The sequence below is a fragment of the Lentzea sp. NPDC006480 genome (assembly GCF_040611995.1).
Lineage (GTDB): Bacteria > Actinomycetota > Actinomycetes > Mycobacteriales > Pseudonocardiaceae > Lentzea.
In genome coordinates this window covers 1-24,824 of record NZ_JBEXPJ010000101.1, presented here as the reverse complement: position 1 = coordinate 24,824, position 24,824 = coordinate 1, and the positions used below count along the sequence as shown (strand labels likewise).

16 protein-coding genes are annotated in these 24,824 nt (G+C 67.9%); 6 read left to right on the top strand and 10 right to left on the bottom strand.

All coding sequences use genetic code 11. The features are described 5' to 3' along the window. Nucleotides 1-234: 234 nt before the first annotated feature. The 4 genes from ABZX92_RS30910 to gabT all read right to left on the bottom strand — a co-directional run bounded on the left by ABZX92_RS30910 (nucleotide 235) and on the right by gabT (nucleotide 5,214). Nucleotides 235-1,341 carry a glycoside hydrolase family 88 protein gene (locus ABZX92_RS30910; RefSeq protein ID WP_355567021.1) on the bottom strand — a complete coding sequence of 369 codons (1,107 nt, stop codon included), beginning with the start codon at nucleotides 1,339-1,341 and terminating at the stop codon, nucleotides 235-237. Between the two features lie 107 nt (nucleotides 1,342-1,448). Further along, a complete protein-coding gene (locus tag ABZX92_RS30905) occupies nucleotides 1,449-2,411 on the bottom strand; it encodes a LacI family DNA-binding transcriptional regulator (protein ID WP_355567008.1) in 963 nt (320 codons plus the stop codon). A gap of 156 nt (nucleotides 2,412-2,567) precedes the next feature. Beyond that, the gene (locus ABZX92_RS30900; protein WP_355567005.1) at nucleotides 2,568-3,878 is read right to left on the bottom strand and encodes an aldehyde dehydrogenase family protein; all 1,311 of its coding nucleotides are present in this window, start codon (nucleotides 3,876-3,878) and stop codon (nucleotides 2,568-2,570) included. Nucleotides 3,879-3,930: 52 nt separating this feature from the next. Next, a complete protein-coding gene (gene gabT, locus ABZX92_RS30895; protein ID WP_355567002.1) occupies nucleotides 3,931-5,214 on the bottom strand; it encodes a 4-aminobutyrate--2-oxoglutarate transaminase in 1,284 nt (427 codons plus the stop codon). Nucleotides 5,215-5,295: 81 nt separating this feature from the next. Between gabT and ABZX92_RS30890 the strand changes: the two genes are divergently transcribed. From ABZX92_RS30890 to ABZX92_RS30875, 4 genes are all read left to right on the top strand, one after another. Continuing rightward, nucleotides 5,296-6,585, top strand: coding sequence for a PucR family transcriptional regulator (locus tag ABZX92_RS30890; RefSeq protein ID WP_355566999.1), 1,290 nt, complete (start codon nucleotides 5,296-5,298; stop codon nucleotides 6,583-6,585). Nucleotides 6,586-6,679: 94 nt separating this feature from the next. Then, nucleotides 6,680-8,764 (top strand): peroxidase family protein, encoded by a 2,085-nt coding sequence (locus tag ABZX92_RS30885; protein WP_355566996.1) that lies wholly within the window; start codon nucleotides 6,680-6,682, stop codon nucleotides 8,762-8,764. Between the two features lie 223 nt (nucleotides 8,765-8,987). Further along, a complete protein-coding gene (locus tag ABZX92_RS30880; RefSeq protein ID WP_355566993.1) occupies nucleotides 8,988-10,478 on the top strand; it encodes a glucosaminidase domain-containing protein in 1,491 nt (496 codons plus the stop codon). Between the two features lie 41 nt (nucleotides 10,479-10,519). Beyond that, entirely contained in the window at nucleotides 10,520-12,031 is a 1,512-nt protein-coding gene (locus ABZX92_RS30875) for a hypothetical protein (protein ID WP_355566990.1), read from the top strand. A 53-nt stretch (nucleotides 12,032-12,084) separates the two neighbouring features. Here ABZX92_RS30875 and ABZX92_RS30870 read toward each other — a convergent pair whose 3' ends face one another. Together ABZX92_RS30870 and ABZX92_RS30865 are read right to left on the bottom strand one after the other, a co-directional pair. Then, the gene (locus tag ABZX92_RS30870; protein WP_355566987.1) at nucleotides 12,085-12,879 is read right to left on the bottom strand and encodes an intradiol ring-cleavage dioxygenase; all 795 of its coding nucleotides are present in this window, start codon (nucleotides 12,877-12,879) and stop codon (nucleotides 12,085-12,087) included. A gap of 80 nt (nucleotides 12,880-12,959) precedes the next feature. Next, nucleotides 12,960-14,150: an FAD-dependent monooxygenase gene (locus ABZX92_RS30865; protein WP_355566984.1), complete on the bottom strand. Its 1,191-nt coding sequence runs from the start codon at nucleotides 14,148-14,150 to the stop codon at nucleotides 12,960-12,962. A 75-nt stretch (nucleotides 14,151-14,225) separates the two neighbouring features. Between ABZX92_RS30865 and ABZX92_RS30860 the strand changes: the two genes are divergently transcribed. Then, nucleotides 14,226-14,687 carry a MarR family transcriptional regulator gene (locus ABZX92_RS30860; protein ID WP_355566982.1) on the top strand — a complete coding sequence of 154 codons (462 nt, stop codon included), beginning with the start codon at nucleotides 14,226-14,228 and terminating at the stop codon, nucleotides 14,685-14,687. On the opposite strand, the gene ABZX92_RS30855 is transcribed toward ABZX92_RS30860, so the two are convergent. The 3 genes from ABZX92_RS30855 to ABZX92_RS30845 form a co-directional block, all read right to left on the bottom strand. Further along, on the bottom strand, nucleotides 14,680-17,058 hold the full coding sequence (locus ABZX92_RS30855; RefSeq protein ID WP_355566980.1) for a TIM-barrel domain-containing protein: 2,379 nt from the start codon (nucleotides 17,056-17,058) through the stop codon (nucleotides 14,680-14,682). The genes ABZX92_RS30860 and ABZX92_RS30855 overlap by 8 nt on opposite strands. Next, entirely contained in the window at nucleotides 17,055-18,326 is a 1,272-nt protein-coding gene (locus tag ABZX92_RS30850) for a glycoside hydrolase family 28 protein (protein ID WP_355566977.1), read from the bottom strand. Before ABZX92_RS30850 ends, ABZX92_RS30855 begins: the two co-directional genes overlap by 4 nt. 158 nt (nucleotides 18,327-18,484) lie before the next feature. Next, nucleotides 18,485-19,909, bottom strand: coding sequence for a glycoside hydrolase family 28 protein (locus tag ABZX92_RS30845; protein ID WP_355566974.1), 1,425 nt, complete (start codon nucleotides 19,907-19,909; stop codon nucleotides 18,485-18,487). Between the two features lie 142 nt (nucleotides 19,910-20,051). Here ABZX92_RS30845 and ABZX92_RS30840 point away from each other — a divergent pair, with 142 nt between their 5' ends. After that, the gene (locus ABZX92_RS30840) at nucleotides 20,052-21,014 is read left to right on the top strand and encodes a helix-turn-helix domain-containing protein (RefSeq protein ID WP_355566972.1); all 963 of its coding nucleotides are present in this window, start codon (nucleotides 20,052-20,054) and stop codon (nucleotides 21,012-21,014) included. Here ABZX92_RS30840 and ABZX92_RS30835 read toward each other — a convergent pair. Further along, nucleotides 21,008-24,703, bottom strand: coding sequence for a S8 family serine peptidase (locus tag ABZX92_RS30835; RefSeq protein ID WP_355566969.1), 3,696 nt, complete (start codon nucleotides 24,701-24,703; stop codon nucleotides 21,008-21,010). The two genes, ABZX92_RS30840 and ABZX92_RS30835, sit on opposite strands and share 7 nt — an antisense overlap. Nucleotides 24,704-24,824: the final 121 nt, after the last annotated feature.

Genomic DNA, 24,824 nt, shown 5'->3' with positions numbered 1-24,824 from the left:
CTACGACCCCCTTGGGTTAGCGGTCGATACCCCGGTTGCGGTGCAAATTCACTCCACAGGACGCCGCTCGGGCCCTAGGGTTTGTGATGTCAGCCACGACGGAAGGAGCCGGACATGGAGCGCCACGAGATTCTTGCGGACGAGGACGGCCACATTCGCGGGTACGACTAGAGCGCTACTCGGCCGCAGCGCGAGGGAGTCACCCGAAGCGACTCCCTCGCGGCCGGAGAGTTACTAGCTGGTACGTGCGAGTTGTTCGTTCATGATTAGGAAAGCACCCAGGCCGTGGAAGTCGTTCGTGTTTCGCGCGCGGCCGTAGTAGTAGTCGGCATTGCCGACGTTGGTGCCCTCGGAGATGTCCTTGATGTTGGTCAGGCCGTCCGAGCCGACCGACGTCTTGGCGAGGACGCCCTGGTAGCCCTTCGCCGCCACGGCCTTGTAGGAGGCGTCGAGGTAGCCGCGCTCCACGCCGCGCGACAGCATGAAGGTGTACATCGACGACGCTGAGGTCTCGGTCCAGTTCTTGGAGTTCGAGCACTTGTCGACGATCTGGCACCAACGGCCCGTCGCCTGGTCCTGGAAGCGCGCGTAGCCCACGGCGAGGTGCTTCACGATGTTGATGAGATCCGTCCTACCGGGGTGGTCGGCGGGCAGGATCTCCAACAGGTCGATCGCGGTCATGCCGAACCAGCCGATGGCGCGGGCCCAGTGCTCCGCCGAGTGCTTGCCCGGGTTCTTGGCCCACGATTCGGAGCCGTCCGCGTCGTAGGCGTGCCAGAGCAGGCCGTCGTCGGACTTCAGGTGGGCGAAGTAGGTCTTCATGTTGCGGACGGCTTCGTCGTAGCCGTAGGGCTGGTTGTACGCCTTGGCGTACATGGCGATGAACGGCTGTGCCATGTAGACGCCGTCCGCCCAGAGCTGCCCGACCTTGCTGGTGGCGTGGTACATGCCGCCGTCGGACGTGCGCGGGTAGTTCGTGAACTTGGCGCGGACCTTGTCGGCGGCCTTCTTGTACTTCGCCTCGCCCGTTTCCTGGTGCAGGATGATGAAGAGGGTGGCTGAACGCATGGCGTCGAGGTTGGTGAAGCTGTTGTCGACGCTGCCGTCCGCCTTCACGAAGCGGTCCACCCAGGCCTTGATGTAGTCGAGGTACTTCTTGTCGCCCGTGCGCTTGTAGACGAGGTACTGGCCGTACAGGTAGAGGCCGCGGGTGTAGCCCCAGCCGCCGAGCTTGTCGGGGGTGAAGCGCTTCATGGTCGAGTCGACGACGGCCTTCGACCAGTCCGACGGCGGTGCGGCGGCGGCGTTCACTGCGGCGTTCGCCGGTGCGATCAGTGCCAGCGATACGGCGAGAATGCCGAGGAAGCGTGCTGTCCTCACTACGTGCTCCTCCTAGTGCCCATGGCGGCGGAGGCGTGGTGAAGCATTCCCGGTCGTTGTTGCGGGTGTCAAGCTAACATCGGATGTTTGCGCGTGCTTGCGCGGATAACGAGCTTTGTCGGGAGTTCCCGGAGCTCCGGCTCGGCACCGTCGAGGCGTTCGGCGAGGAGGTCGACGGCGACCTTGCCCGCCTCCTCGGTCGGCATCGCGATGGTGGTGAGCGCGGGCGAGCACATGGCGGCGTAGAGGATGTCGTCGAAGCCTGTCACGCTGATCTGCTGCGGCACCTGGACCCCGTGCTCGGCCAGACAGCTCAGCACGCCCAGTGCCATCAGGTCGTTGTAGGCGATGAACGCCGTCGCGCCGGTCCGGAGCGCCTGCTCGGCGGCCGCGTAGCCGCCGCCGAAGTTCGGTTCGAACGAGCCGAGCAACCGGGCGCGGCCCCGCAGGCCCTGCATCCGCCGGTTGTTCGACCACGCCGCCGCGGGCCCGCCGAGGTAGACGTAGTCCTTGTGCCCCAACGACTCCAGGTGCGCGACGACCTGGTCCATGCCGTCGGCGCTGTCCATCAGCACCGACGAGACGCCCGGCACGATGCGGTTGATCAGCACCAGCGGCGTCAGGTCGGAGAGCTCGATGATCTGCTCGTCGGTCAGCAGCGACGCGCACAGCACGACGCCGTCGACCTGCGCCGCCATCGTCCGCACCAGCTCGGCCTCGGTCTCCGGGTCCTCCCGGCTGTCGCAGAAGAACACCGAGGTGCCGGCCTCGCCCGCGCGGGTCTGCACACCGCGCAGGACGGCCGGGAAGAACGGGTTCTCCAGGTCCGGCACCACGATGCCGAGGTTCCCGGTGCGGCCCGTGATCAGGCTTCTCGCCGCGCGGTTCGGCTGGTAGCCGAGTCCGGCGACGACGTCCAGGACCCGTTGCCGGGTGGCCTCTTTGACGAGACCCGGCGCGCTCAACGCGCGCGAGACCGTCGAGACGGAGACCTGAGCTTGGCGAGCGACATCCCTGATCGTGACTGCCACTCGTGAATCATGGCAGTCAAGGTCAGGTTCGACCCATTCATCGGATGTATGGGTGCCCGAAATCCGAGTGAGCCGTCGGTACATCAGCGCCTACGAGCTGACCCAGTACGCGAGCGTGGCGCACGCCCGCGACTGGATCCGTTCGGTGGCAGGCGTTCAGAGCTCCAGGCCGGTGAGGACGAGCACGCGGGGCTCCGTGAGGTCCTCCATGGCCGCGCGGAGTCCCTCGCGGCCGATCCCGGACTCCTTCACGCCGCCGTACGGCATCTGGTCTGCGCGGTAGCTCGGCACGTCACCGACGATCACGCCGCCGACCTGGAGTCGTTGCGCGGCACGGAAAGCCAGCCGCACGTCGTTCGTGAACAGGCCCGCCTGCAGACCGTAGCGCGAGGCGTTGACGCGGTCGAAGGCCTCCTCCACGGAGTCGACCCTGGTCAGCGTCACGACCGGGCCGAACACCTCCTCGGCGTTCACCTTCGCGTCCTCCGGCACGTCCGTGAGCACGGTGGGGGCGTAGGTGCGGCCGTCGCGGCTGCCTCCGGTCAGGACGGTCGAGCGGGCCTCGTTCACCCACGCCTCGACGCGTTCGGCCGCGGCGTCGCTGATCAACGGGCCGACGTCGCCGGCCACGTCGAGCTTGTTCACGTGCTGCACGACGGCCTCCGACAGAGCGTCGTAGACGTCGGTGTGCACGTAGACGCGCTGCACCGAGATGCACGACTGGCCCGCCTGGTACATCGCGAACGTGGCGATGCGCTGCGCGGCGAACTCGACGTCCTGCCAGTCCGGGGCGACGATCGCGGCCGCGTTGCCGCCGAGTTCGAGGGTGACGTGCTTGCGCGGCACGCGTTCCTTGATGCCCCAGCCGACCGGGCCGGAGCCGGTGAACGAGACGACCGGCAGGCGCGGGTCCTCGACGAGCTTCGACGTGTCCTCATTGGACAGGTGCAGCACGGACCAGGCGCCCTCGGGCAGGTCGGTCTCTGCCAGCAGTTCGCCGAGCAGGAACGCGACCTTCGGGGTGGCGGGCGCGGGCTTGAGCACGATCGGCGCACCGACCGCGAGAGCGGGAGCGACCTTGTGCGCCACCAGGTTCAGCGGGAAGTTGAACGGCGCGATGCCCAGCACCGGGCCGCGTGCCACCCGGCGCACCAGGGCGAGGCGGCCCTCGGCGGACGGGTCGGTGTCGAGGCGCTGCAGCTCGCCGGAGAACCGGCGGGCCTCCTCGGCGGCCCAGCGGAACGTGGAGATCGCGCGGGTGACCTCGATCCGGGCCCACTTCAGCGGCTTGCCCGAGTCGTCGTTGATGGCCTGCGCGAACTCCTCGGCGCGTTCGGCCAGCCCGCGCGACACGTGGTCCAGCGCGGCGGCACGGCGATGGGCGGGCAGGGCGGCGAGCTCCGGGGCGACGGCGTGCGCCTTGGCGACGGCGTTCTCGACGTCTTCGGGGGTGTGGAAAGCAATCATGCGGGTGGGGCTCCTTCACGAACGTCGAGGCCTTCGGGCGTGCGGTCGGCGGTCATGCGAGTAGCGCTGCCTCGAGCACGTCCAAGCCCTCGGCGAGCAGGTCGTCCGGGATGACCAGCGGGGGCAGCAGACGGATCACGTTGCCGTAAGTGCCGCACGTCAGCACGACGACACCCTGGTCGTGGCACGCCTTGGCCACGCGGGCGGCGACTTCGGGCGTGCGTTCGGTGAACTCGATGGCGAGCATCGCGCCCCGGCCGCGGATGTCGGCGATGATGTCGGTCTTCTCGGCGACGGCGCGCAACCGGGACAGCACCGTCTCCTCGATGCGGCGCGCGGCAGTGTTGAGGTCGCGCTCGCGCATCGTGCGGATGGCGCCCAACGCAGCAGCACACGCCACCGGGTTACCGCCGTAGGTGCCGCCCAACCCGCCGACGTGCACGGCGTCCATGATCTCGGCGCGACCGGTGACGGCGGCGAGCGGGAGGCCGCCCGCGATGCCCTTGGCCGTGGTGATCAGGTCCGGCACGACGTTCTCGTGGTCGGAGGCGAACCACGAACCGGTGCGGCAGAAGCCGGTCTGGATCTCGTCGGCGACGAACAGCACGCCGCGCTCATGGCACCATTCCGCGACGGCGGGCAGGAAGCCCTCGGCCGGTGCGATGAAGCCGCCCTCGCCCTGGATCGGCTCGATCACGACGGCGGCGGTGTTGTCCGCGCCGACCTGTTTCTCGATGGCCGCGATGGCGCGCGCAGCCGCCTCGGCACCGGTCAGGCCGTCGTGCAGCGGATAGGACGCCGGCACCCGGTAGACCTCGGGCGCGAACGGCCCGAACCGGTGCTTGTACGGCATGTTCTTGGCGGTCAACGCCATCGTGAGGTTCGTGCGGCCGTGGTAGCCGTGGTCGAACACGACGACGGCCTGCCTGCCGGTGACGTGCCGGGCGATCTTGACCGCGTTCTCGACGGCCTCGGCGCCGGAGTTGAACAGCACCGACCGCTTCTCGTGGTCGCCGGGGGTGAGCGCGTTGAGCTCCTCGCACACCTCGAGGTAGCCCTCGTACGGCGTGATCATGAAGCAGGTGTGGCTGAACCTGTCGATCTGCGCGTGCACGGCCTCGGCCACGGCGGGAGCGGGGTTGCCGACGTTCGTGACGGCGATGCCCGAGCCCAGGTCGATGAGCTGGTTGCCGTCCACGTCGATCAGCAGGCCGTCGTCCGCCGACTCGATGTAGACGGGCAGGGTGCTGCCTACACCCGAGGCGACGGCCGCTTTTCGCCGCGCCTGGAGTTCCAGCGATTTGGGACCGGGGATCGCGGTACGCAGTCGGGTCATGCCCCCAGCATGGCCCTGGTCAGCGGCCTGCGCAGTGTCTGAAATGGCGATCTGACAGCTCATGGATGTACAAACTGGCACATGCCCATCACTCTGCAGGAACTCGCGCGCCAGCTCCGGTTGCCGGTGCTGGCGGGGGACGTGTCGAAGCCGGTGGGCTGGGTGCACGGGACGGAGCTCGCCGACCCCACGCCGTTCCTGGAGGGCGGCGAGCTGCTCCTGACCACCGGGCTGAGGCCGCACAGCCACGATTACGTCGAACGATTGGTGCGGGCGGGCGTGGTCGGGCTGGGGTTCGGCACCGGCCTCGGTCACGACGTGGTGCCGCCCGCGTTGGTGGACGCGGCGGCGAGCGCGGGTCTGGGACTGGTCGAGGTGCCGCGCGAGGTGCCGTTCATCGCCATCAGCAAGGCGGTGTCCAAGGCCCTGGCCGCGGACGAGTATGCGGCGCTCACCAGGACCAGCGAGGCTCAGAAGGCGCTCACCAGGGCGGCGGTCCGAGCAGGGGTGGCGGGAGTGGTGCGGCGGCTCGGACAGTGGATCAACGGCTGGGTGGTGCTGCTGGACGGCGCCGGGGATCCCGTCCACGCGCACAATCCGCGCCTCGTCCCGAGCCTGACCGAGACCCGCGTCCCTGATCTCACCGCCGAGGTCGCGCGGCTGCGGACCGCGGGCGGGCTCGCCAGCGCCGCGTTCGAGACGGCAGGGCAGCACGTGTTCCTGCAGGTCCTGGGCAGCCGGGCCAGGGGAGTGCTGGCGGTGGGCACCGAGGGCCCGCTCGACGCCGCCGACCTCAGCATCGTCAACACGGCGGCCTCCCTGCTGACCCTGGCGCTCGCCCAGAACGACGCGGTCGACGCCGCCCACCGGGAGCTGCGCACCTGTCAGTTCCGGCTGCTGCTCGCCGGGCTGCCGGTCGACGGCCTGCCCGGCAGGTTCCGGGTCTTCCTCGCGGACGAACCGCCGGACGAGGACCTGTTCTGGGCCGAGTACGAAGATCAGATCGTCGTGCTGGCAGCGGTGTTCGACGGCTTCGCATCGTCCGAAGTGGACGCAACGGAAGTCGCGCGCGGCTACCGCGAGGCGCAGCAGGCCCGTGCCGCCGGCATCAGGAACTTCGAGGACTTCGCCGGCATCAAGCTCCCCGACGGGTTCGCCGACGCGTTGCTGCGGCCACTGGATCAGGAGACGCGCGAAACCCTGAAGGTCTGGCTGTCCTGCCACGGCGCCTGGGACCCGGCCGCGCACCAGCTCGGCATCCACCGGCACACGCTCAAAAACCGTGTGCGCAAAGCAGAACAGGCACTCGACCGGTCGCTGGAGTCGCCAGGACTGCGCGCCGAGCTGTGGTTCGCGCTCGCCAGGACTTAAGGGGTTCGCGTCCTTATTCCGCCCCACCGCACGCGCGTAACCTGCGGAAACCGCCGTCGTGCCAACAGAAGGGGAATGAAAGAAGGCAAACTTCATGGCCAGACTCACCGGCGCATGGCTTCCATTCGCCGCCAGTGCCGCGCTGGTTCTCACCGGTTCCGCCGGTACCGCCGCCGCGTCCCCGACCGATGACACCGCTCTGGCGTGCGACCTCACCACACGCACCCTGGACGGAAGCTGCAACAACCTGGCCCATCCCGAGTGGGGCAGGACGAACACCGAGTACCTGCGGGTCGCCCCGGCGCGTTACGCCGACGGGGTCGCGAGGCCGGTCAGCGGGCCGAGTCCGCGCTACGTCAGCAACCGTCTCTACAACGACACCGCGCAGAACCTGTTCTCCGAGCGCGGAGTCTCGCAGTGGGGCTTCGTGTGGGGCCAGTTCATGGACCACACCTTCGGCCTGCGTCAGGAGGCCGGCGGGGAGAACGCGCCACTTCCGTTCGACCGCAACGATCCGCTCGAGTCGTTCCGCAACGACCTGGGCAACATCGGGTTCACGCGCACCCCGGCCGCTCCCGGCACGGGGATCAACACCGTCCGGCAGCAGATCAACACCGTCGACAGCTACATCGACGGCTCCAGCGTCTACGGCCCGGATGTCACGAGGCTGGAGTGGCTGCGGGAGGGCACGGTCGACGGCAACCTCGCCAACAACGGCGCGCGGCTGTTGCTGGACAAGGGAATGCTGCCCAGACGCGACTCGCGCGGTGACGCGTCGAAGGCCCCGGTCATGGCCGCCGACGGACGCCTTCAGGCGACACCGAGCAAGGCGATGGTCGCCGGAGACGTGCGGGCCAACGAGAACGTGGCCCTCACCGCGACGCACACGCTGTTCGCGTTGGAGCACAACAGGATCGTGAACTCACTGCCGCGAACCCTGTCCCCGCAGGCGGCGTTCGACATCGCCCGGCGCGTGGTCGGCGCCGAGCAGCAGTGGATCACCTACAACGAGTTCCTGCCCGCCTTCGGAGTGCAGCTGTCCCCCTACCGCGGCTACAACCCGGCGGTGAACGCCAGTCTCTCCAACGAGTTCGCGGTCGTCGGCTATCGGGCGCACAGCTTCATCCACGGTGAGCTCGAACCGATCGCACCCGAGGGCACCTACACCGAGGCGCAGCTGAAAGCCTTTGAGGCGCAGGGCATCGAGGTCGAGCACGAGGACGGCGAGGTCGTGCTCGTCGTGCCGCTGAACGTCGCCTTCTTCAACCCCGACCTGCTCGCGGGCATCGGCGTCGCACCGGTGCTGCAGGGCATCGGCGCCGAGCCGGAGTACCGCAACGACGCTCAGATCGACAACCAGCTGCGCAGCGTCCTGTTCCAGATCCCGGTGCCGGGCAACCCCGGTTGCCTCGACGGCCCGGAGCTGCCGCAGTGCTTCCGCGGCGTCACCGACCTCGCCGCGATCGACATCGCCCGCGGCCGCGACCACGGGCTGCCGCTGTACAACGACCTGCGCCAGGCGTACGGACTGGCCGCGAAGACCAGCTTCACCGCGGTCACCGGCGAGTCGACCAGCTCCTTCCCGAGCGACCCGCAGATCAACCCGAACGACCCGATCAACGACCCGGACATCATCGACTTCGTCCGGTTGCGGGACGGCGCGGGCAACATCGTGCCGCTCGACGTGCCGGCCGCGGCGGACACGAAGGGCGTGACGGGCACCCGCCGTTCCACCGACGCCGCCCGGATGCGCGCGATGTACTCCGACGTGAACCGGCTCGACGCGTTCGTCGGCATGTCCGCCGAACCGCACCGCACCGGCCACGAGCTCGGCGAGCTGCAGGAGGCGATCTGGAAGAAGCAGTTCGAGAACCTGCGGGACGGTGACAGGTTCTTCTACGCCAACGATTCCGTGCTGACCGACATCCAGAACCGGTACGGCATCACGTTCCGGCACACGCTGGGCGAGATCATCCGGATGAACACCAGTGCTGAGGTGAAGGACGACGTGTTCCTCTCGGAGATCCCGATCCTGCCGTCGTGGGCGAACGCCACGGCGTACGCGATCAACGACGTGATCGTGTACCGCGGCGCCACCTACGTCTGCCGCCAGGCGCACCGGTCGCAGCTGGACTGGACGCCACCGGTCACCCCGGCTTTGTGGCGGCGAGTCGTCTAGCACGCTCTGGCTGATCGACTTGATGGCCTGGCGCACGGCCTGAACAGCCGTGCGCCAGGCCTGCAGGCATTGTGCAGACCACCTGCAGATGTGTTGCAGACCTTTTGCAGACGCCTTCCAGGACGCGGCAATACAGTCATTTCTGCAAACAAACGCAAGCCTGGGGGCAAAATTGAACAGAACGACCATTGGCTGGTTGTCGGCCTTCGCACTGACGACCCTCATGACAGGATTCGTGACCACCGGTTCGGCGGCGGCCACCGGCCTCACCACCTCCGGTTACCAGGAGGACTACATCGCGGTGGCCGGGGCGGCGGCGCAGCGGATGCAGGCCGAGTACAACATTCCGGCGTCCGTGGCGACGGGACAGGCGATCCTCGAGTCGGCCTGGGGGAAAAGCGAGGCCGCTGTGGTGGACCACAACCACTTCGGCACCAAGTGCATCCCGATCGACCAGCCCGGTCCGATCGCCAGCGGCTGCCGGCCGCACACGACAACGGAATGCGAACCCGATTGCCACACGGTGACGCGCACCTTCCGCGTCTATCGCACGAACGAGGACTCGTTCCGCGACTACGGCCGCAACATCACCACTTACTCGGGCTACGCGAATGCGTTGCAATACCGCACGCAGCCGGACCGGTTCATCGAAGAGATCGGCCCGACGTACGCCACGGACCGGGATTACGTGTCCAAGGTCAAGAACCTGATGCGCGCCAACAACCTCTACCGGCTCGACTCGGCGCCTGCCGCGCCGGTCGGTGACTACGGGTTGGCGGGGTCCGCGTCGTTCCGCTACAACGAGCAGCAGCACACGTTCCAGCGGGGCAGGGACGGTTACCTCAACCACTTCCTGTACACGCCCGGCTCGGGCCGCAACACCGAGACGCTGTGGGGACCGAAGATCGTCGGCGAGCCCGTCGGGTTCGTGCACGGCAACCAGCAGCACGTGTTCGCCCGGTCCGAGAACAACACGCTGGCGCACTGGTGGTTCACGCCGGGGCAGGGCTGGAGCAACGAGATCCGCGCGGGTGGATCGGTCGGCGGCAACCCCACCGGGTTCGCCTACGGCAACCAGCAGCACGTCTTCGCGCGGGGTACCGACGGCAAGCTCCAGCACTGGTTCTACAGCCCGACCGGGCCGGTGCACGAGGTGTGGGGTGAGGGCGACATCGCCGGTGACCCGACCGGGTTCGTGCACGGAGATCAGCAGCACGTGTTCGCCCGGTCGTCGGCCGGCACGTTGAACCACTGGTTCTACACGCCCGGCCGGGGTGTGACGTTCGAGAACTGGGAGGGTTCCATCACCGGTGCGCCCACGGGTTTCGTGGACGGCGACCAGCAGCACGTGTTCGCCCGTGCCGCGAACGGCACGCTGCAGCACTGGTTCTACAGCCCCGAGGGCGGCCGCGTCCTGGAGAACTGGCAGGGCTCGATCGCGGGTGACCCCGCCGGGTTCCGGGACGGCGTGCAGCAGCACGTGTTCGCCCGTGCCGCGAACGGCACGCTGCAGCACTGGTTCTACGACCCGGCGCACGGTCGCACGATCGAGAACTGGGGTGGTGAGCTGGCAGGTGACCCGTCCGCGTTCGTGTCGGGCAGCCAGCAGCACGTTTTCATCCGCCACCAGAACAACTCGTTGTCGCACTTCTACTACGGCCCCGGGCAGGGAGCGCCCGTCGGCGAGTCGTGGCTGGGCGACATCACGTCATGAACGTCTACTTCGGACACAAGAGCAACAGGCCTGGGGGAAGCATGAAGACGGAACTGCGTTTGTTAGCCGCGGTCGCGGGTGCCGCGTTCGCGCTGACAGGAATGGTCGCGGTGCCGGCAGCCGCGCAGCCGCAGGACGAGATGACCATTCAGCTGATGTGCAGCCAGTACCCGACGAGCAAGCAGGTCACCCGATCCGAGGTGCTGGCGAGGTCGTTGACCTGGCTAGTGGAGAAGCCTGCTTACAACCAGGGGGCGTGCCACGACAACCAGTACGGCAACTACCGGACGGACTGCTCCGGCTTCGTGTCGATGTCGTGGGGCCTCAACTACTCCCACACGACGTACGACATCAACACGGTGTCCAAGCCGATCGCCTGGACCGACCTGCGGCCCGGCGACGCGCTCAACGACTGGGACTCGCACATCGCGTTGTTCATGCGCTGGGCAGACGCCAACAAGACCATGCCGGTGGTCCGCGAGCACGCCGGTGGTGGGCCGCCGATCGAACGCACGTGGTCGGCCGGGGAAGCCAGCAGCTACGTGCCCATCCGCTACAACAACATCATCGAGGACAGCGGCGAACCCGCACCCGCGGGTGACTACGGCATCGCGGCGTCGTCGTCGATCCGGTACATGGAGCAGCAGCACACGTTCCAGCGCGGCCAGGACGGCTACCTCAACCACTTCTGGTACACGCCGGGCGTGCCGGTCAACGACTACGAGACGCTGTGGGGCGCCAAGATCGTCGGCGAACCGGCCGCGTACGTCTACAACAACCAGCAGCACGTCTTCGCCCGCGGTGAGGACAACTCGCTGAAGCACTGGTGGTACAACCCCGGCAGTGGCTGGTCGTCCGAGACCTGGACCGGTGGCTCCGTCGCGGGCACGCCGACCGGGTTCGCCCACGGCAACCAGCAGCACGTCTTCGCCCGCGGCACGGACGGGCAGCTGCACCACTGGTTCTACAGCCCGGTGGGTGGCAGGACGCACGAGGTCCTCGGCGGTGACATCGACGGCGACCCGACGGCGTTCGTGCACACCAACCAGCAACACGTGTACGCCAAAGCCGCCGACGGCACGCTGCGCCACTGGTGGTACTCGCCCGATGCGGGCTGGCGGACCGAGAAGCTCGGCGGCTCCATCACCGGTGCGCCATCCGGTTTCGCGCACGACTACCAGCAGCACGTCTACGCCCGCACCGCGGACGGCAGGCTCGGGCACTGGTACTACTCGCCGACCGGTGGGAACACCTACGAGGTCATCGCCGGCGGCTCGGTCGCGGGTGACCCGGTGGCCTTCAAGTTCGGTGAGCAGCAGCAGGTGTTCGCCCGCACCACCGATGGCCGGCTGCACCACTGGTACCACGATCCCGCCACCGGGCAGAACAACGAGGACTGGGGCGGTGGTGAACTGGCCGGCGACCCGTCCGCGTTCGCCTACCACGACCAGCAGCACGTCTTCATCCGGCACCGGAACAACTCCCTGTCCCACTTCTTCTACCGGACGGGAGCCGCAGTCGTCGCCGAGTCGTGGAAGGGCAACATCAGCTGAACCGACTGATCTGACCGACGAGGGCCGCCAGGAGACTGGCGGCCCTTCGCCGGTTACACGGCGAAGGTGAGTGAGGCCGTGTAACCGGACGCGGTGTCGCCCGACATCGTCGCCAGCTGGTGGTCGACTCCGTCGCGGAACACCATGTCCTGCCGCAAGGAGGTCCTCGACATGTTCCGGACGCTCTGCGTGTACCCGGTCGTGCCGTAGACCTCCTTGCACGTCGCCTCGGGCAACGCGAGCTGCGAGGTCGTGATCTTGTTGCCCGCCTTGGTGGCCTCGGCCAGGCTGGGGTAGACCTCGAAGTGGATGTGCGGCCAGCGCCCCGAGTACGCGCCGGGGAAGACGCTGACGAACTTCAGCTTGCCACTGGAATCAGCCTCTTGAACTCCGCGCAGGAAGTTCTCGTTCTTCACGCGGTCCGAGTACATCGAGTAGTCGCCGTTGATGTCGCAGTGCCACAGGTAGACGGCCGCGCCCGGGTACGGTCTGCCGTCCTCGTTCTGCACCGTGAGCTCGATGTTCAGGGGCACGCCCTCGGCGGTCCTGCTGGAGCTGCCGAAGCTGGAGCGGATGTCCGAACGCACGATTCCGCTCTGGGTCAGGGCGTTCGGGCCGTTCGAGCCGTCACCGGGGTACGGGCCGGCGGTCTCCTCGGGAATCGCCTCCAGCGCGCTGCCGGCGGCTGCCGGGGAACCACTGGTGGTTGGGCTGGACGAGGTCGTGGTGGTCGACGGGGCACAGGCCACGAGGGTGAGCCCTGCGCCGCCGAGCAGCGACAACGCCCGCCTGCGCCCGAAGAGCGTGGCGAGGTCGAACTGGAGGCCGCGGTCGTGGTTGTCCGTCATGGGAACCAGATTGCGGCCCGATTCTGTGAGTCGCCTGTGCGAGAGCTGTCTGTGTCGTATGGCCTCTGCTCCGCAGTTCGTCAAGGAGTCGGTCGCTGAGCCAGCAGCGCGGAGCCGAAATCGGGCAGCGTCAGCGCGGAGTGCTCAGGACGTGCCGCGTCGGCGGGCATGGTCGTGAGCTGACGCAGGGCGGCGTTGCGCTGAGCCAACGCCTCGGGCGTGCCGGGGAACAACGCCGCGTCACCCTTCTCGACCAGGCCCTGGTTCGCCTCGACGAACGGCCGGATCTCCTGCTCGTACGCCTCGAACGCGTGCTCGGAGGTGGCCAGGTGACCTGCCAGCACGTAAGCGCCGACCAGCGCGAGGCTCGACCCCTGACCGGTGAGGAACGAAGGCGCGTAGGCGGCGTCACCGACCAGCGCGACCCGTCCGGACGACCAGCGCGGCATGCGGATCTGGCTGACCGTGTCGAAGAACAGGTCGTCGGCCTCCCGCATCGCCGCGACCAGCCGCGGCACCTCCCAGCCGTCCTCGGCGAACGTCGACGCCACCAGCTCGCGCTGCGCCTCGGGATCGCGGAACGCGTCGAACGGAGCCTCGGCACGGGTGAAGCTCAGGAACCCGTGCACGCTCTCGCCCGAGCCCACCGCGTACAGCGCCGCGGCACGACCGGGTTCGTTCCACATCAGGCCTTCCCGCGTGAGACCGAGGTGGTTCGGCATGGTGAACCCCGCGAAGCAGTAGCCGAGGTAGTGGTGGAACTGCTCCTCCGGCCCGAACGTCAACGCCCGCACCGCCGAGTGCAGCCCGTCCGCGCCGATCACGTGGTCATAGGTGCGTTGGAGTCCACTGTGGAATGTCACGTCAACGCCGCCGGAGTGCTCGGACATCGCCACGATGGTGTTGTCGAACAAGAACTCCACGTCGTCGCGCACGGTGTCGTGGAGGATCTCGGCGAGGTCGCCGCGCCGCACTTCCAGGTCACCGCCGTCCCCACCGGAGATCGTCTCGGGCCGGATCGACGCCACGAGACTGCCGTCCGCGTTGAGGAACGTGATCTGCCGCGTGTGCACGTGCGCCTCGCGCAGCCGGGGGAGCAGGCCCATCCGTTCGACGACGCCCAACGCCGACCCGCGGATGTCGACGGGGTAGCCGCCGCCGCGCAGGGTGTGGGACTTCTCGACGACGGTGACGTCGAAGCCGTGCCGCCGCAACCAGAACGCGAGAGCCGGCCCGGCGATGCTGGCGCCGGAGATCAGGACGGTGCTCATGGTCCCTCCAATTAGCTAACTTAGGTATCCTTCTTCGACCGTAGCAGACGCATACCTAAGTTAGGTAGGTAATTGGTGGGCAGTCCGGATCCCGCGGTGATGCTGCGGCAACTGATGCAACTGGGCACGGTGCTCAACAAGAGCCAGCTGGTCGAGCGGGCGATGGAGCACGTCGGCATCCCGCTGGACCGCCCGGCCCTCACCGTGCTGGTCACGTTGCGCATGGCCGGGCAGCCGCTGCGGGTGGGGGAGATCGCCACCCGGATGCAGGTCGTCGGCCCGCACGTCACGAGGCTCCTGCACGATCTGGAGCGTGCCGATCTGGTTCGCCGCGTCACCGATCCGAACGACCAGCGCGCGCGCCTGATCGAACTGACCGATCAGGGCGGTGCGGCGGCAGGGCGCTACCTGGAGGCCGTCCTCGGCTGGTTCACCGGCGCGATCGCCGACTGGCCGGACGAGGACCAGCGGACGTTCGGCCGGCTGCTCAGCCGGTTCGTGGACGACCTCCAGGCGCGCGTCGCGGACCTCAGCTGAGGGAGAGCAGCACGGTGCTGGAGCCGTGTCGGGGTTGGAGCTTCAGCACCGTGCCGCCGAACGTGCCGGGCGTTGAGGAGACAGCCGCCCAACCCGTCGTCTCGCCGCGGAGTTCCTCGACGGTCGAGGCCTTCAGGACCTTCCCGTCGATCACCACGTGTTTCACTCCGGCCGGCAGCATCAGCTGCGACTCCACGGGCGCGTCCCGCAGTGTCACGAGCATGTGCTTGCCGAACGACTTCACCTGCAGGTTGCCGAACCTGCCGTTCGCGCCGGGGGAGACGAGCCAGCCGGCGCGATCCTTGCGGTCCAGGTCGTTCACGCCCCACGCCTTGGACCAGATGTCCGGCGTGCGGAAGTTGAACGGCATGGCCGAGGACGCCCGCAGGTACAGCGGGAACTCGTCCAAAGTGGACTCCCGCGTGATCGTCCTGCCGCCGGTCACGCGCTCACCGGAGAACAGGTCGATCCACTCACCGCCAGGCAGCCACACGTCGACCGGCGTCGGCTTCCCGGCCGCGCCGTCGGCTTCGGCGCGGTCAGCCGTCACGGGAGCCGCTAGGAGATCCGGTCCGACCATGAACTGCTGGTCAGCCTTCCACGCGGCCTGTTCCTGCGGATACTGGAACGCCATCGGCTGCGTGATCGGTGTGCCGTCCCGGTGCGCCTTCACGGCCTGCGCGTAGAGGTAGGGGAACAGCTCGTAGTGCAGCACCGCGGCTCGTTTGAACCTGTCGAACGTCGCCGCGTCGTACACCCACGGCGTCGAGTTGCGGCCCGAGCTGCCGACCTGGAACACCGGCGACACCGCGGACATCTGCGACCACCGCACGAACAGCGACTCCGAGGGGCCGCCGCCGAGGTTGCGGTAGCCGCCGGTGTCCGAGCCCTGCACCGGGTGGCCGGAGATCCACGAGTTGATGCCGCGCCGGGTCGAGAGCCGCAGGCCGTCGAAGCTCATGTCCGCGTCGGCCTGCCAGAAGCCGTGCAGGATCCCGGGCATTCCGTCGCCACCCGCGCGGAACAACGTCGTGTAGTCGTCGCCGTGCACCTTGCGCAGCATCTTCACCACGGACTCGGCGTACAGCAGCGGGTACTGGTTGTGGATCAACGTGCCGGGGCCGCCCGCGAACGTCGTCTCCTCGAAGTTGTGCTCCTCGCCGCGGTCGCCCTTGACGAAGTTCACGCCCATCCGGAACACGGACTCGAGCTTTGCCTCGTAGTGAGCACGCGCGACCGGGTTCGTGAGGTCGATGTCCCACACGTTGGTGCGGTCCGACTGCGCGAACGAGCCGGCGGGGTAGTCGTGCGGGCAGTCCTTGCCGTCGGACTGCTTCGACAGGAACGGCGCGACCCACACGCCCATGTTCACGCCGCGAGAACGCATCCAGTCGATCGTGCCCTGCGCGTCCGGGTACATCGTCTTGTCGAACTTCAACGCGCCGATGCACGCGTACGTCGGTCGAGCGCCCTCAGGACCTTGCTCCCACGGGTTGTCGACCCACAAAGTGTTCAAAGGCACTCCACGCGCCTGGAACTGCGTGACGTCCTCGACCACCTCGTCGGAGTTGTTGTACTTGTCGCGCCACTTCGTCAGGGCGAACTGCCGCGCGGGCGGCAGAGTGGGCATGCCGACGCGCTTGAAGTACGACGAGTTGACCTTCTCCGGCGAACCGGCGTAGATCTCGTAGTCCAGCCGGGAAGTCTTGAAGCACAGCTGGATCCGGTCCACCACACCGGCGGTCACCGGGCAGGGAGCGGGCTTGTCCGCGCAGTGGTCATCCGCGAGAGCGCCGGGGAACGCCGTGCGGCCGATCGCCTTCGTGTCCGCGTAGACGCCGTAGCCCGCGCTGGAGATGAAGAACGTCGAAGGCGCGCCGTTCTTGTTGCACTTGCCGAACGTCGAAGCCCCCACGAACACGGCCTTGTTGAGCAGCACACGTCGTTGCAGGTCAACGAACATCGTGTGCGCGCCACCGCCGAGGAAGTGCTCCTCCAACGTCCCGGTGAGGTTCGCCGAAACCTGTGCCACGCCGCTGGAAGGCTCCAACGTCCAGCCCACCCGCAGGCCACGGGGAGTGCGGGTCACGACCACGGAGGCGGTCCTGGACGCCTCCGTGGTCGCCACGACGTACCGCACCCCGTCCGGAACCCGTTTCTGCGCCACGACGGTGGTCAACGAGTGCTGCGTGCCGTCCGCGAGCCGGTAGAACGTCTCGCGCTGCCCGGTCAGGGTCCGCCTGCCGTCGGAGAAATCCAGAGCGAACGGGGAGTTGACGGCCTTCCACGACAGCCCCTGATGGGCGGTCGCGATCGGCGAACCAGCAGAGAGCCCGGCAGCGACCAGCAGAAGTGCCAGCAGGTATCTCATGCCGGCACCACCCCGTTGATCGTCGTGTTGCGGAACACCAGGTTGTCGGTGTTCTCGATCAGGTTCGGCTCGGTGATGCCGGTGAACGTCGAGTTCGTGATCCGCACGTTCTTGATGTGCTGCTGCGGGAACCCGCGGAAGCAGGCCGCGAGCTTGCCGTTCGTGATCTTCATCCGGTCGACCGTGACGTTGTTGATCTGCGGGAAGAATCCCTTGGTGCCGCCGTTCTGGTAGTACATCGACACGAACAGGATCTCGCGCTCGACGTTCTGCCCGAAGACGTTGCGCAGGTGCACGCCGTCGATCACGCCGCCGCGGTCCTGGTTGCACTTGATGTACAGGGCGTGCTTGATCGGGTAGCGGCCGGGGAAGTCCGGCGCGTTGATCTCGCAGTCACGGCAGAAGATCTTGGAAACGCCGCCGGACATCTCGCTGCCGATCGTGATCCCGCCCCAGCGGCCGGAGAACTTGTTGCGCTCCACCACGATGTGGGTGGACGGGATGCCGACCCGCCGTCCGTCGGCATCCCGTCCGGACTTGATGACCACGCAGTCGTCGTTGGTGTTGAACTTCGAGTCGTGCACGTGTGCGTAGGACGACGAGTCGAGGTCGACGCCGTCACCCTGCGAGTTCGTCGAGTAGACCTCGATCCGGCGCACCGTGATGTTCTGCGAGAACACGAAGTGCAGCGACCACATGGCCGGGTTCTTGAGGAGCACGTCCTCCACGAGGAGGTTCCTGCAGCGGAAGAACTGGATCATGTTCGGCCGCATGTTCTTGCCGACGCCCATGATGCGTTCCTCGACCGGTACGCCGTCCTCGCCCCACTGGCGCAGCAACGGCGTGGAGCCCGCGCCCCAGCTCGCCCACTTCCCGCTCGGCGCGTCGCCGTCGATCGTGCCCTTGCCGGTGATCGCGATGTTCTTCTGCTCGAACGCGTAGATGAACGGCTGGTAGTTGTAGCAGAGCGTGCCCTCCCAGCGGGTGAGCACGAGCGGCAGGTAGTCGTCGGGGTCCGTGGAGAACTTGATCGTGGCGCCGTCGCTCAGATGCAGCTCCACATTGGACAGAAGCCTGATGCCGCCGGTGAGGAACGTGCCCGCGGGAACGACCACACGTCCCCCACCGGCTCGATGGCACGCCGTGATCGCGCGGTAGAACGCCTCGGTGTTCTTGGTGAGGCCGTCACCCTTCGCGCCGTACGCGGTGACGTCGTAGTCCTTCCTGCGGAAGCGCGGCGGGCAGATGCGCGCCAGGATCAGCGGCACCTCTCGCCACGGGTCTTTGCCGAAGCTCCCCGAAATGGAATGTTGCTGGGAGGAGGAGGGTTCGGCGGCCGCAACGCCTGCAGGGAGCAGGAGACCAGCGGCCGTCAGGCCGGACACACGCGCGAAATCACGACGTGACAAGGACACAGGGCTTCTCCTCAGACCTTCTTGCCGTTGATGGTGACGTTCGTGAACGTGGTGCCGTCAGCGTTCTTGAGGCTGGGCTTCGCGGTCGTGACGTTGGTGAAGGTGCTGTTCGAGATCGCCACGTTCCTGATGTGCGACTCGGCCATGCCGTCCAGCGTGACCGCGGTCTTCTTGACCCCGTTGACGGTGAAGCCGTCTGCGGTGATGTTCTGCACCTTGGGGTTCACGATCGGGCCGTAGCCGGGGCCGGTGAGGCTGTAGTTCAGCGTCACCATGATCGCCTCGCGGTCGACGTCGCTCGCCTTGATGCGCCGGGCGTGGATGTTCTCCACGGTGCCGCCGCGCCGCTTGTTCGTCTTGATGTACAGCACGTGGAACGGTTTGTAGGACGAGCCCTTCTTCACCGTGCAGTCCTGGAAGAAGACGTTGCGCACGCCACCGGACATCTCGCTGCCGACCGTCAGAGCGCCCCAGCGGCCCTCGAACGAGCAGTTCTCGATGACGATGTTCTCGCTCGCCACGCCGACGCGCCGGCCGTCGATGTCGCGGCCCGCCTTGATCGCGATGCCGTCGTCGCCGCAGTCGAACCGGCAGCCGGTGATGTGCACGTACTGAGAGGCCTCGGGGTCGCAGCCGTCGACCATGCCGCCGCGGCTGTAGACGAAGATGTCGCGGATCGTCACGTTGGTGCACAGCACGGGATGCACGTTCCACATCGCGGAGTTCCGCAGCTGCACGCCGTCGATGAGGATGTTCTTGCACTCGTAGAGCGTGACCATGTTCGGCTTGAGGTAGTGGCCCATGCCGAACTTGCGGTCTGTCACGGGCTTGTTGTCCACGGCCCACTTCTGCAGCTGCTCCCAGTCGGGCTGCCGCTTGTCGTCGTAGCCGAACCACGGTCCGGACGGGCCCTGGCCGTCGATCAGGCCGGGGCCGGTGATCGCGATGTTCTCGGCCTTGCGGGCGTAGATGAACGACGAGAAGTTCATGCACTCGATGCCCTGCCACCGCGTGTAGACCAGCGGGAAGTCCTTGGGATCGGTGGAGAACTTGATGGTCGCGCCCTCGGAGACGACCAGGTTCACGTTGCTCAGCAGGGTGATCGCGCCGGTGAGGAAGCTGCCCTTGGGCACGACGACCTGGCCGCCGCCCGCCGCGTTGCAGGCCTCGATGGCCTTCTTGAACGCGTCGGTGTTCTTCGTCTTGCCGTCACCCTTGGCGCCGTAGGAGGTGATGTCGAACTTGGCGCTGGGGAACGTCGGCGGGACGATCTTGGCGAGGATCGCGGGCACCTGGTCCCACGGCGACTCCGCCATCGGGATCGCCATGTGTTCTTCCGCCGACGCGATCGGCGTGGACAGGAACGACCCGGACAACATCGTGACACCAGCGGTGGCACCGGCGACTTTGAGGAAGTCGCGGCGGTTGGGCTCCATCGGCCGTCCTTTCGCACGCATGCATTGACACAACAGCTGCGGCGGCGGCCAATGAGAAGGCTGTGTAAACCTTTTCAACCGATGTCTACACCTCGTTCCGGCCCCGCGTCAACGGGTGCCCGAAGTCGGCATACTGGCTTGTGTGCTCGGATTGCGTCCGGCGGAGCTCGCGGTTTACGAGACGCTCGTGGACTCGTATCAACTCGGTGTGACGGAGCTTTGTGTTGCGACAGAACTGGCTGAGCGGGTCGTTCGCGCCGCGCTGGGGTCCTTGACCGATCTCGGTTTCGTCCACCACGTCAACGGGCTGCACACGGCCGTCGCGCCGGATGTGGCTCTGGCCGCGTACTTCCTGCGCTGCGAGGACGAGCTGCGGCGGGACCGGTTGCTGGCCGGGGAGCTGCAGGTGCGGTACGAGCGGGCGGCCGGTGTGCGCGCTCCCGCGGACCTCGTGGAGGTGGTGCACGGGGCTGAGGCGATCTCCTTCCGCGTGGACCAGGTGATGCGCACGGCGCGGCACGAGGTGCGGTTCGTGGACAAACCGCCGTACGCGAAGCTGCCGTCGTCGTTGCATCCCGTCGAGAAGGAGCTGCTCCAGCGTGGTGTGCGGTTTCGGGGGATCTACGAGCGGCAGGCGCTGGAGCTGCACGACTTGCGCGCCGACCTGGAAATGGGCCTGTCACTGGGGGAGGAGGCGCGGGTCGTCGCGGTAGCTCCGACGAAGATGATCCTCGCGGACGCCCATCTGGGGCTGATCCCGTTGCACAGCACGGAGACGGTGCTGGAGAGCGCGGTCATCGTGCACCGGTCGGCGTTGCTGGACTCGCTCGGGGCCTTGTTCTCGCGGTTGTGGGAGGACGCGGTGCCGCTCGCCTTGCCGGGGGAGCCGTCGTCGAACGAGATCTCGATCGCGGACGCCCGGCTGCTCGCGTTGCTGGCCACCGGGCTGCCGGATCGCAGCATCGCGAAGCAGCTCGGGCTGAGCTATCGGACGTTTCAGCGACGGCTGCACCGGTTGATGGACGAGCTGGGCGCGCAGACCCGGTTCCAGGCGGGTCTGCGCGCCGCTGCTCGTGGTGCGAAGTCCTTGTTGCCTCCTCAGTGAGTTTTGAAGGCCTTCTGGATGGTCTGGGTGACGGTGTTGCCCGCGCCGTCCCTGGCTTCGGTGCGCAGCCAGATCTCCCCGGCGGGGTTGTCGATCGTGACCTGCCAACGGTCACCTGCGGGTTGCGTAGCCGCCTGCTGCCACTTCAGGCCGTCCGCCGACCACTGCACCTTCACCACCGTGATCGGCACGCTGTTCGTCGCGCTGACGTGGTAGACGAACGGCGTGCCGGCCGGTGCGGAGTTGGTGAGGTCGAGCGGCAGGTCGTGGCGCAGCCGGATGAGCGGCTGGAACTGGCAGGTCGCGGCGCCGTCGTGGCAGGAGTAGCCGCGCGGGGGAGGGTTCTGCGACCGGTAGGACTGGAACGTCCAGGTGGTCTCGGTGCGCGGGGCGAGGGTGAACAGCACGGGGTTGATCGCGCCCGCCACGGCTCCCGGCGCCTGGGTCTCGACCGTTTCGAGACGGTAGGCCGCCTTCTCCGGGGCCAGCTGGAAGGTGGGGTAGAACGCCAGCGGCCGCGGGTCGGCCGGGATCTCGGTGTCGCCCTTGAACAGGCGGACCTTGGTCGTCGTGAAGAACTTGCTGTTCTGGTAGGGGTTCGTGTAGTGACCGGGGTTGTCGTCCGTCCACTGCAGAGCCGGGACGAACGTGTCTCCCGTGCGGCAGTTGGAGCAGAGCTGGCGCCACGAGTCACCGGCCGCGGGGTAGCGGGCCGGGTGGTCGGACTGCAGCTCGATCGCGGTGCTGTGCAGCGGACCGGCGAACCACCTCTCCGCCGCGGGAGGGGCGCCGGTGCGGAACACGTTCTCCTGGAACATGGTCATGGCCGCGCGTTGCCCCTTGGCGTCCGTGCCGCTCAGCGTGACGTGCCGCTTCCACACGATCCTGTCGTCACCGGGCCCGATGTACTCGGTCCAGGCGGCGGGCGGGGTGAACGTCGTGCCGCGCAGGATCTGCGACTGCCACAGGCCGGTCGGGAACGGGTACCACGTCTTCTGCACGGTCAGGCCCGGCTTGTCGGCGTGGTAGGAGGTGTCGCGCTTGACGAGGGTGGCCGGGTCGACCGTCCGGCGGTGGTCGGCCGGGATGCCGTTGGCGTCCAGGAAGCTCAGGTTGAACACGGCCTCCGGGACCGGTTTGACGCTCAGCCTGATGGCGGTCTGCTTCGCCAGGAACTCACCGTCGGCGTTGCTGATGCTCAATGACGGCAGCGCGGTGCTCGCGAGGCCGGTGAGCGCGAGTGCGCCGGTCTGGTCCACATAGGACAAGAGCGCCTTCTTGCCTTCCTGTGCCGCTGTGGTGGCGGCCGCGTTGGCGGCCTTCACCAGGTTGGCGGGAGTGTCGGGCTTGAGCTTGACGACCTTGATGCCGTCGGTGATCTCGCCCGGCCACCTCGAGACGTCGCCCTCGGCCTGCACCGTCCGGCCGCCGGAGGTCAGGGTGACCGTCGTGGTCTGCAGGGTCACGTTGTCCTGCAACGAGATCGCGCCCTTCTTCGCCGCCGCGGCCGGGGTCGTGCGGACCTCCCACGGCGCCGAGCCCAGCACCGCGGCCGTCTCGACGATCAGCGGCAGCTTGTCGCCCTCGGCGGGGAGCACACGCCGCATGGTGACCGTGCGATCGCGTTGCTCGGCCGGGTTCGGTGGCACGACGTCGACGGGAACGGTCTTCCGCGCGTCCAGCGACACCTCGTGCGCGCCGGTGATGGTCAGCTCCGGAGCGGCGAGCGCGGACCAGCGCCGGGTGGTGGCGGTGTTCTCGGTCGCCCAGCTGACCGCGGAGTAGCGGCCGCTCGGGACGGTGGCGAAGCCTTCTCCGTTCACGACGTCGAAGAAGTAGCTGACGGTGTCGTCGAAGGGGTCGTTGACGTCGTCGCTGCCGTTGGAGTCGTCGATCAGCTGGCCGAACGCCGGGGCCGGGGGTTTGCCGGTGGCGTCGCGGACGTGGACCGACACGGGGAACGTCTGGGGTGCTTCGTAAATGCTGATCGGGGTGCGGAGGGTGGTCGCGGGGCCGGTGGCGGTGATGGTGCCGCCGTAGACACCCGCCGGGCCCGCCTCGGGGTCGACGGAGAGGGTGGCCGTGGCCTTGGCGTGGGCAGGGATGATGAGGTGACTCGGGGCGAGGGTGAAGGCGGTGGTGGGCTTGCCGTCCCAGCCCTTGAGGGCGGTGGTGAGATCCAGGGTGAGCGGGATGGCGGAATCGTTGGTGTAGCTCAGTTCTCGAGTGATGGATCCACCTGATCCGCGCTCGTACCGGCCAAAACTCGCGGACGCGGTCGCCGTCGCCTTCTGCGTGACCGCGCGCGCCACGTCCAGCCGCCCGGCCCCCTGCTCGTGCCAGGCCATCCCGACATCCGCCGCACTTGTGACCAGTGCGTTCTTCAACGTCTGCGCGTTCCAGTCCGGATGCTGCTGAGCCAGCAACGCCGCCGCGCCCGCCACGTGCGGCGTGGCCATCGACGTCCCCGAAGCGGCCGTGTACAGGTCGTCGACCGGAGCTCCCATCGACGTGCCGGCGGCCCGCGCGGCCACCACGCCGACGCCCGGTGCGTTGATCTCGGGCTTCACGAGGGCATCGCCGATCCGCGGGCCCGTGCTGCTGAACGGCGCCAGCTTGTTCTGCCGGTCGACCGCGCCGACCGTCAGCGCCGAGGCCGCGGCACCAGGAGACGTCACGGAACGCCCGGCCGGGCCGTTGTTGCCCGCCGCCACCACGAACAGGGCACCCGTCTCGGCGGAGAGCTGGTCCACCAGCGCGCTCAGCTCGTCGCTGCCGTCCGTGACGTCCCCGCCGAGGCTCAGGTTGACGATCTTCGCGCCGGACCGGGCCGCCCACTCGATGCCCGCCATCACCTGCGAGGTGTCGGCCTCGCCCGCGCCGTTGAACACCTTGGCGATCATCAGCCGAGCTCCTGGGGCGACACCTCTGTACTTGGCGCCGGCGCCCGCGACGATCGACGCGACGTGCGTGCCGTGGCCGTGCCGGTCGGTGACGTCCGGCTCGTCGGAGAAGTTCTCCGTCGCGGTGATCTTCGCCGCGAGGTCCGGGTGACCTGTGTCGACTCCGGTGTCGACGACGGCGACCGTGACGCCGGTGCCGTCCAGGCCCCGCTGCCATGCTTCCGGCGCGCCGACCTGCTTCGTGGTCTGGTCGAGCGCGACGTGGACCGGCCGGTCGAACTTCAGGCGTGTGCCGGACTTGGCGCTCATGTCGAGCGAACGCCAGAACTCGCGCGCCTTGGCCTTCTCGACGTGGACGCCGGAAGCGTTGAGGCTGCTGATCCTGGTGTGGGCGCTGGCGGAGAAGCCGCCGGTCAGGAGCACCGGGACGGTGGAGGTGCGGTCGTCGGCCTGGCCGGTGCGGACGAGCTCGGTGACGTTGAAGAGCGTGCGTTCGACCGTGCCCGAGGTCAGCACGCCCATCGCGTCGGACGGGTAGACGAACAGGCCGTCAGGTGTCGTCATGGTGTGGAAGATCGGCTCTTCGCCGTCCCGGGGTGCGGCGTGGATCTGGGCGAGCTTGCGGCCGTCGAGGCGTTCGGTGTAGTCGACGACGTCTCCGGTGATGAGCGTGATCCGGTGCGAGGCCTCGGATGTCTGCTCGGGTGGTGCTGGTGCCGCGGCGGACGCGGGTGGTGCGACGAGCGTGGCCGCGGCGATGACAAGTGTCGCCAGGTGTCGAATCACGGCGCCCTCCTCCGGTGATCAGGTCACAGCAGGATGAGGGGCCGCAAATCGTTGGGAAACAGGCGGAAGCAATGATCACCCTCGTCGCCGGCGAACCGCTGCCCGACGAGATGGCCGCGAC

Bases quoted from the DNA above. Each gene is read 5' to 3' on its own strand.
- ABZX92_RS30900 (WP_355567005.1), bottom strand. From the start codon at position 3,878: ATGATTGCTTTCCACACCCCCGAAGACGTCGAGAACGCCGTCGCCAAG.
- gabT (WP_355567002.1), bottom strand. From the start codon at position 5,214: ATGACCCGACTGCGTACCGCGATCCCCGGTCCCAAATCGCTGGAACTC.
- ABZX92_RS30890 (WP_355566999.1), top strand. From the start codon at position 5,296: ATGCCCATCACTCTGCAGGAACTCGCGCGCCAGCTCCGGTTGCCGGTG.
- ABZX92_RS30885 (WP_355566996.1), top strand. From the start codon at position 6,680: ATGGCCAGACTCACCGGCGCATGGCTTCCATTCGCCGCCAGTGCCGCG.
- ABZX92_RS30880 (WP_355566993.1), top strand. From the start codon at position 8,988: ATGACAGGATTCGTGACCACCGGTTCGGCGGCGGCCACCGGCCTCACC.
- ABZX92_RS30875 (WP_355566990.1), top strand. From the start codon at position 10,520: ATGAAGACGGAACTGCGTTTGTTAGCCGCGGTCGCGGGTGCCGCGTTC.
- ABZX92_RS30870 (WP_355566987.1), bottom strand. From the start codon at position 12,879: ATGACGGACAACCACGACCGCGGCCTCCAGTTCGACCTCGCCACGCTC.
- ABZX92_RS30865 (WP_355566984.1), bottom strand. From the start codon at position 14,150: ATGAGCACCGTCCTGATCTCCGGCGCCAGCATCGCCGGGCCGGCTCTC.
- ABZX92_RS30855 (WP_355566980.1), bottom strand. From the start codon at position 17,058: ATGAGATACCTGCTGGCACTTCTGCTGGTCGCTGCCGGGCTCTCTGCT.
- ABZX92_RS30845 (WP_355566974.1), bottom strand. From the start codon at position 19,909: ATGGAGCCCAACCGCCGCGACTTCCTCAAAGTCGCCGGTGCCACCGCT.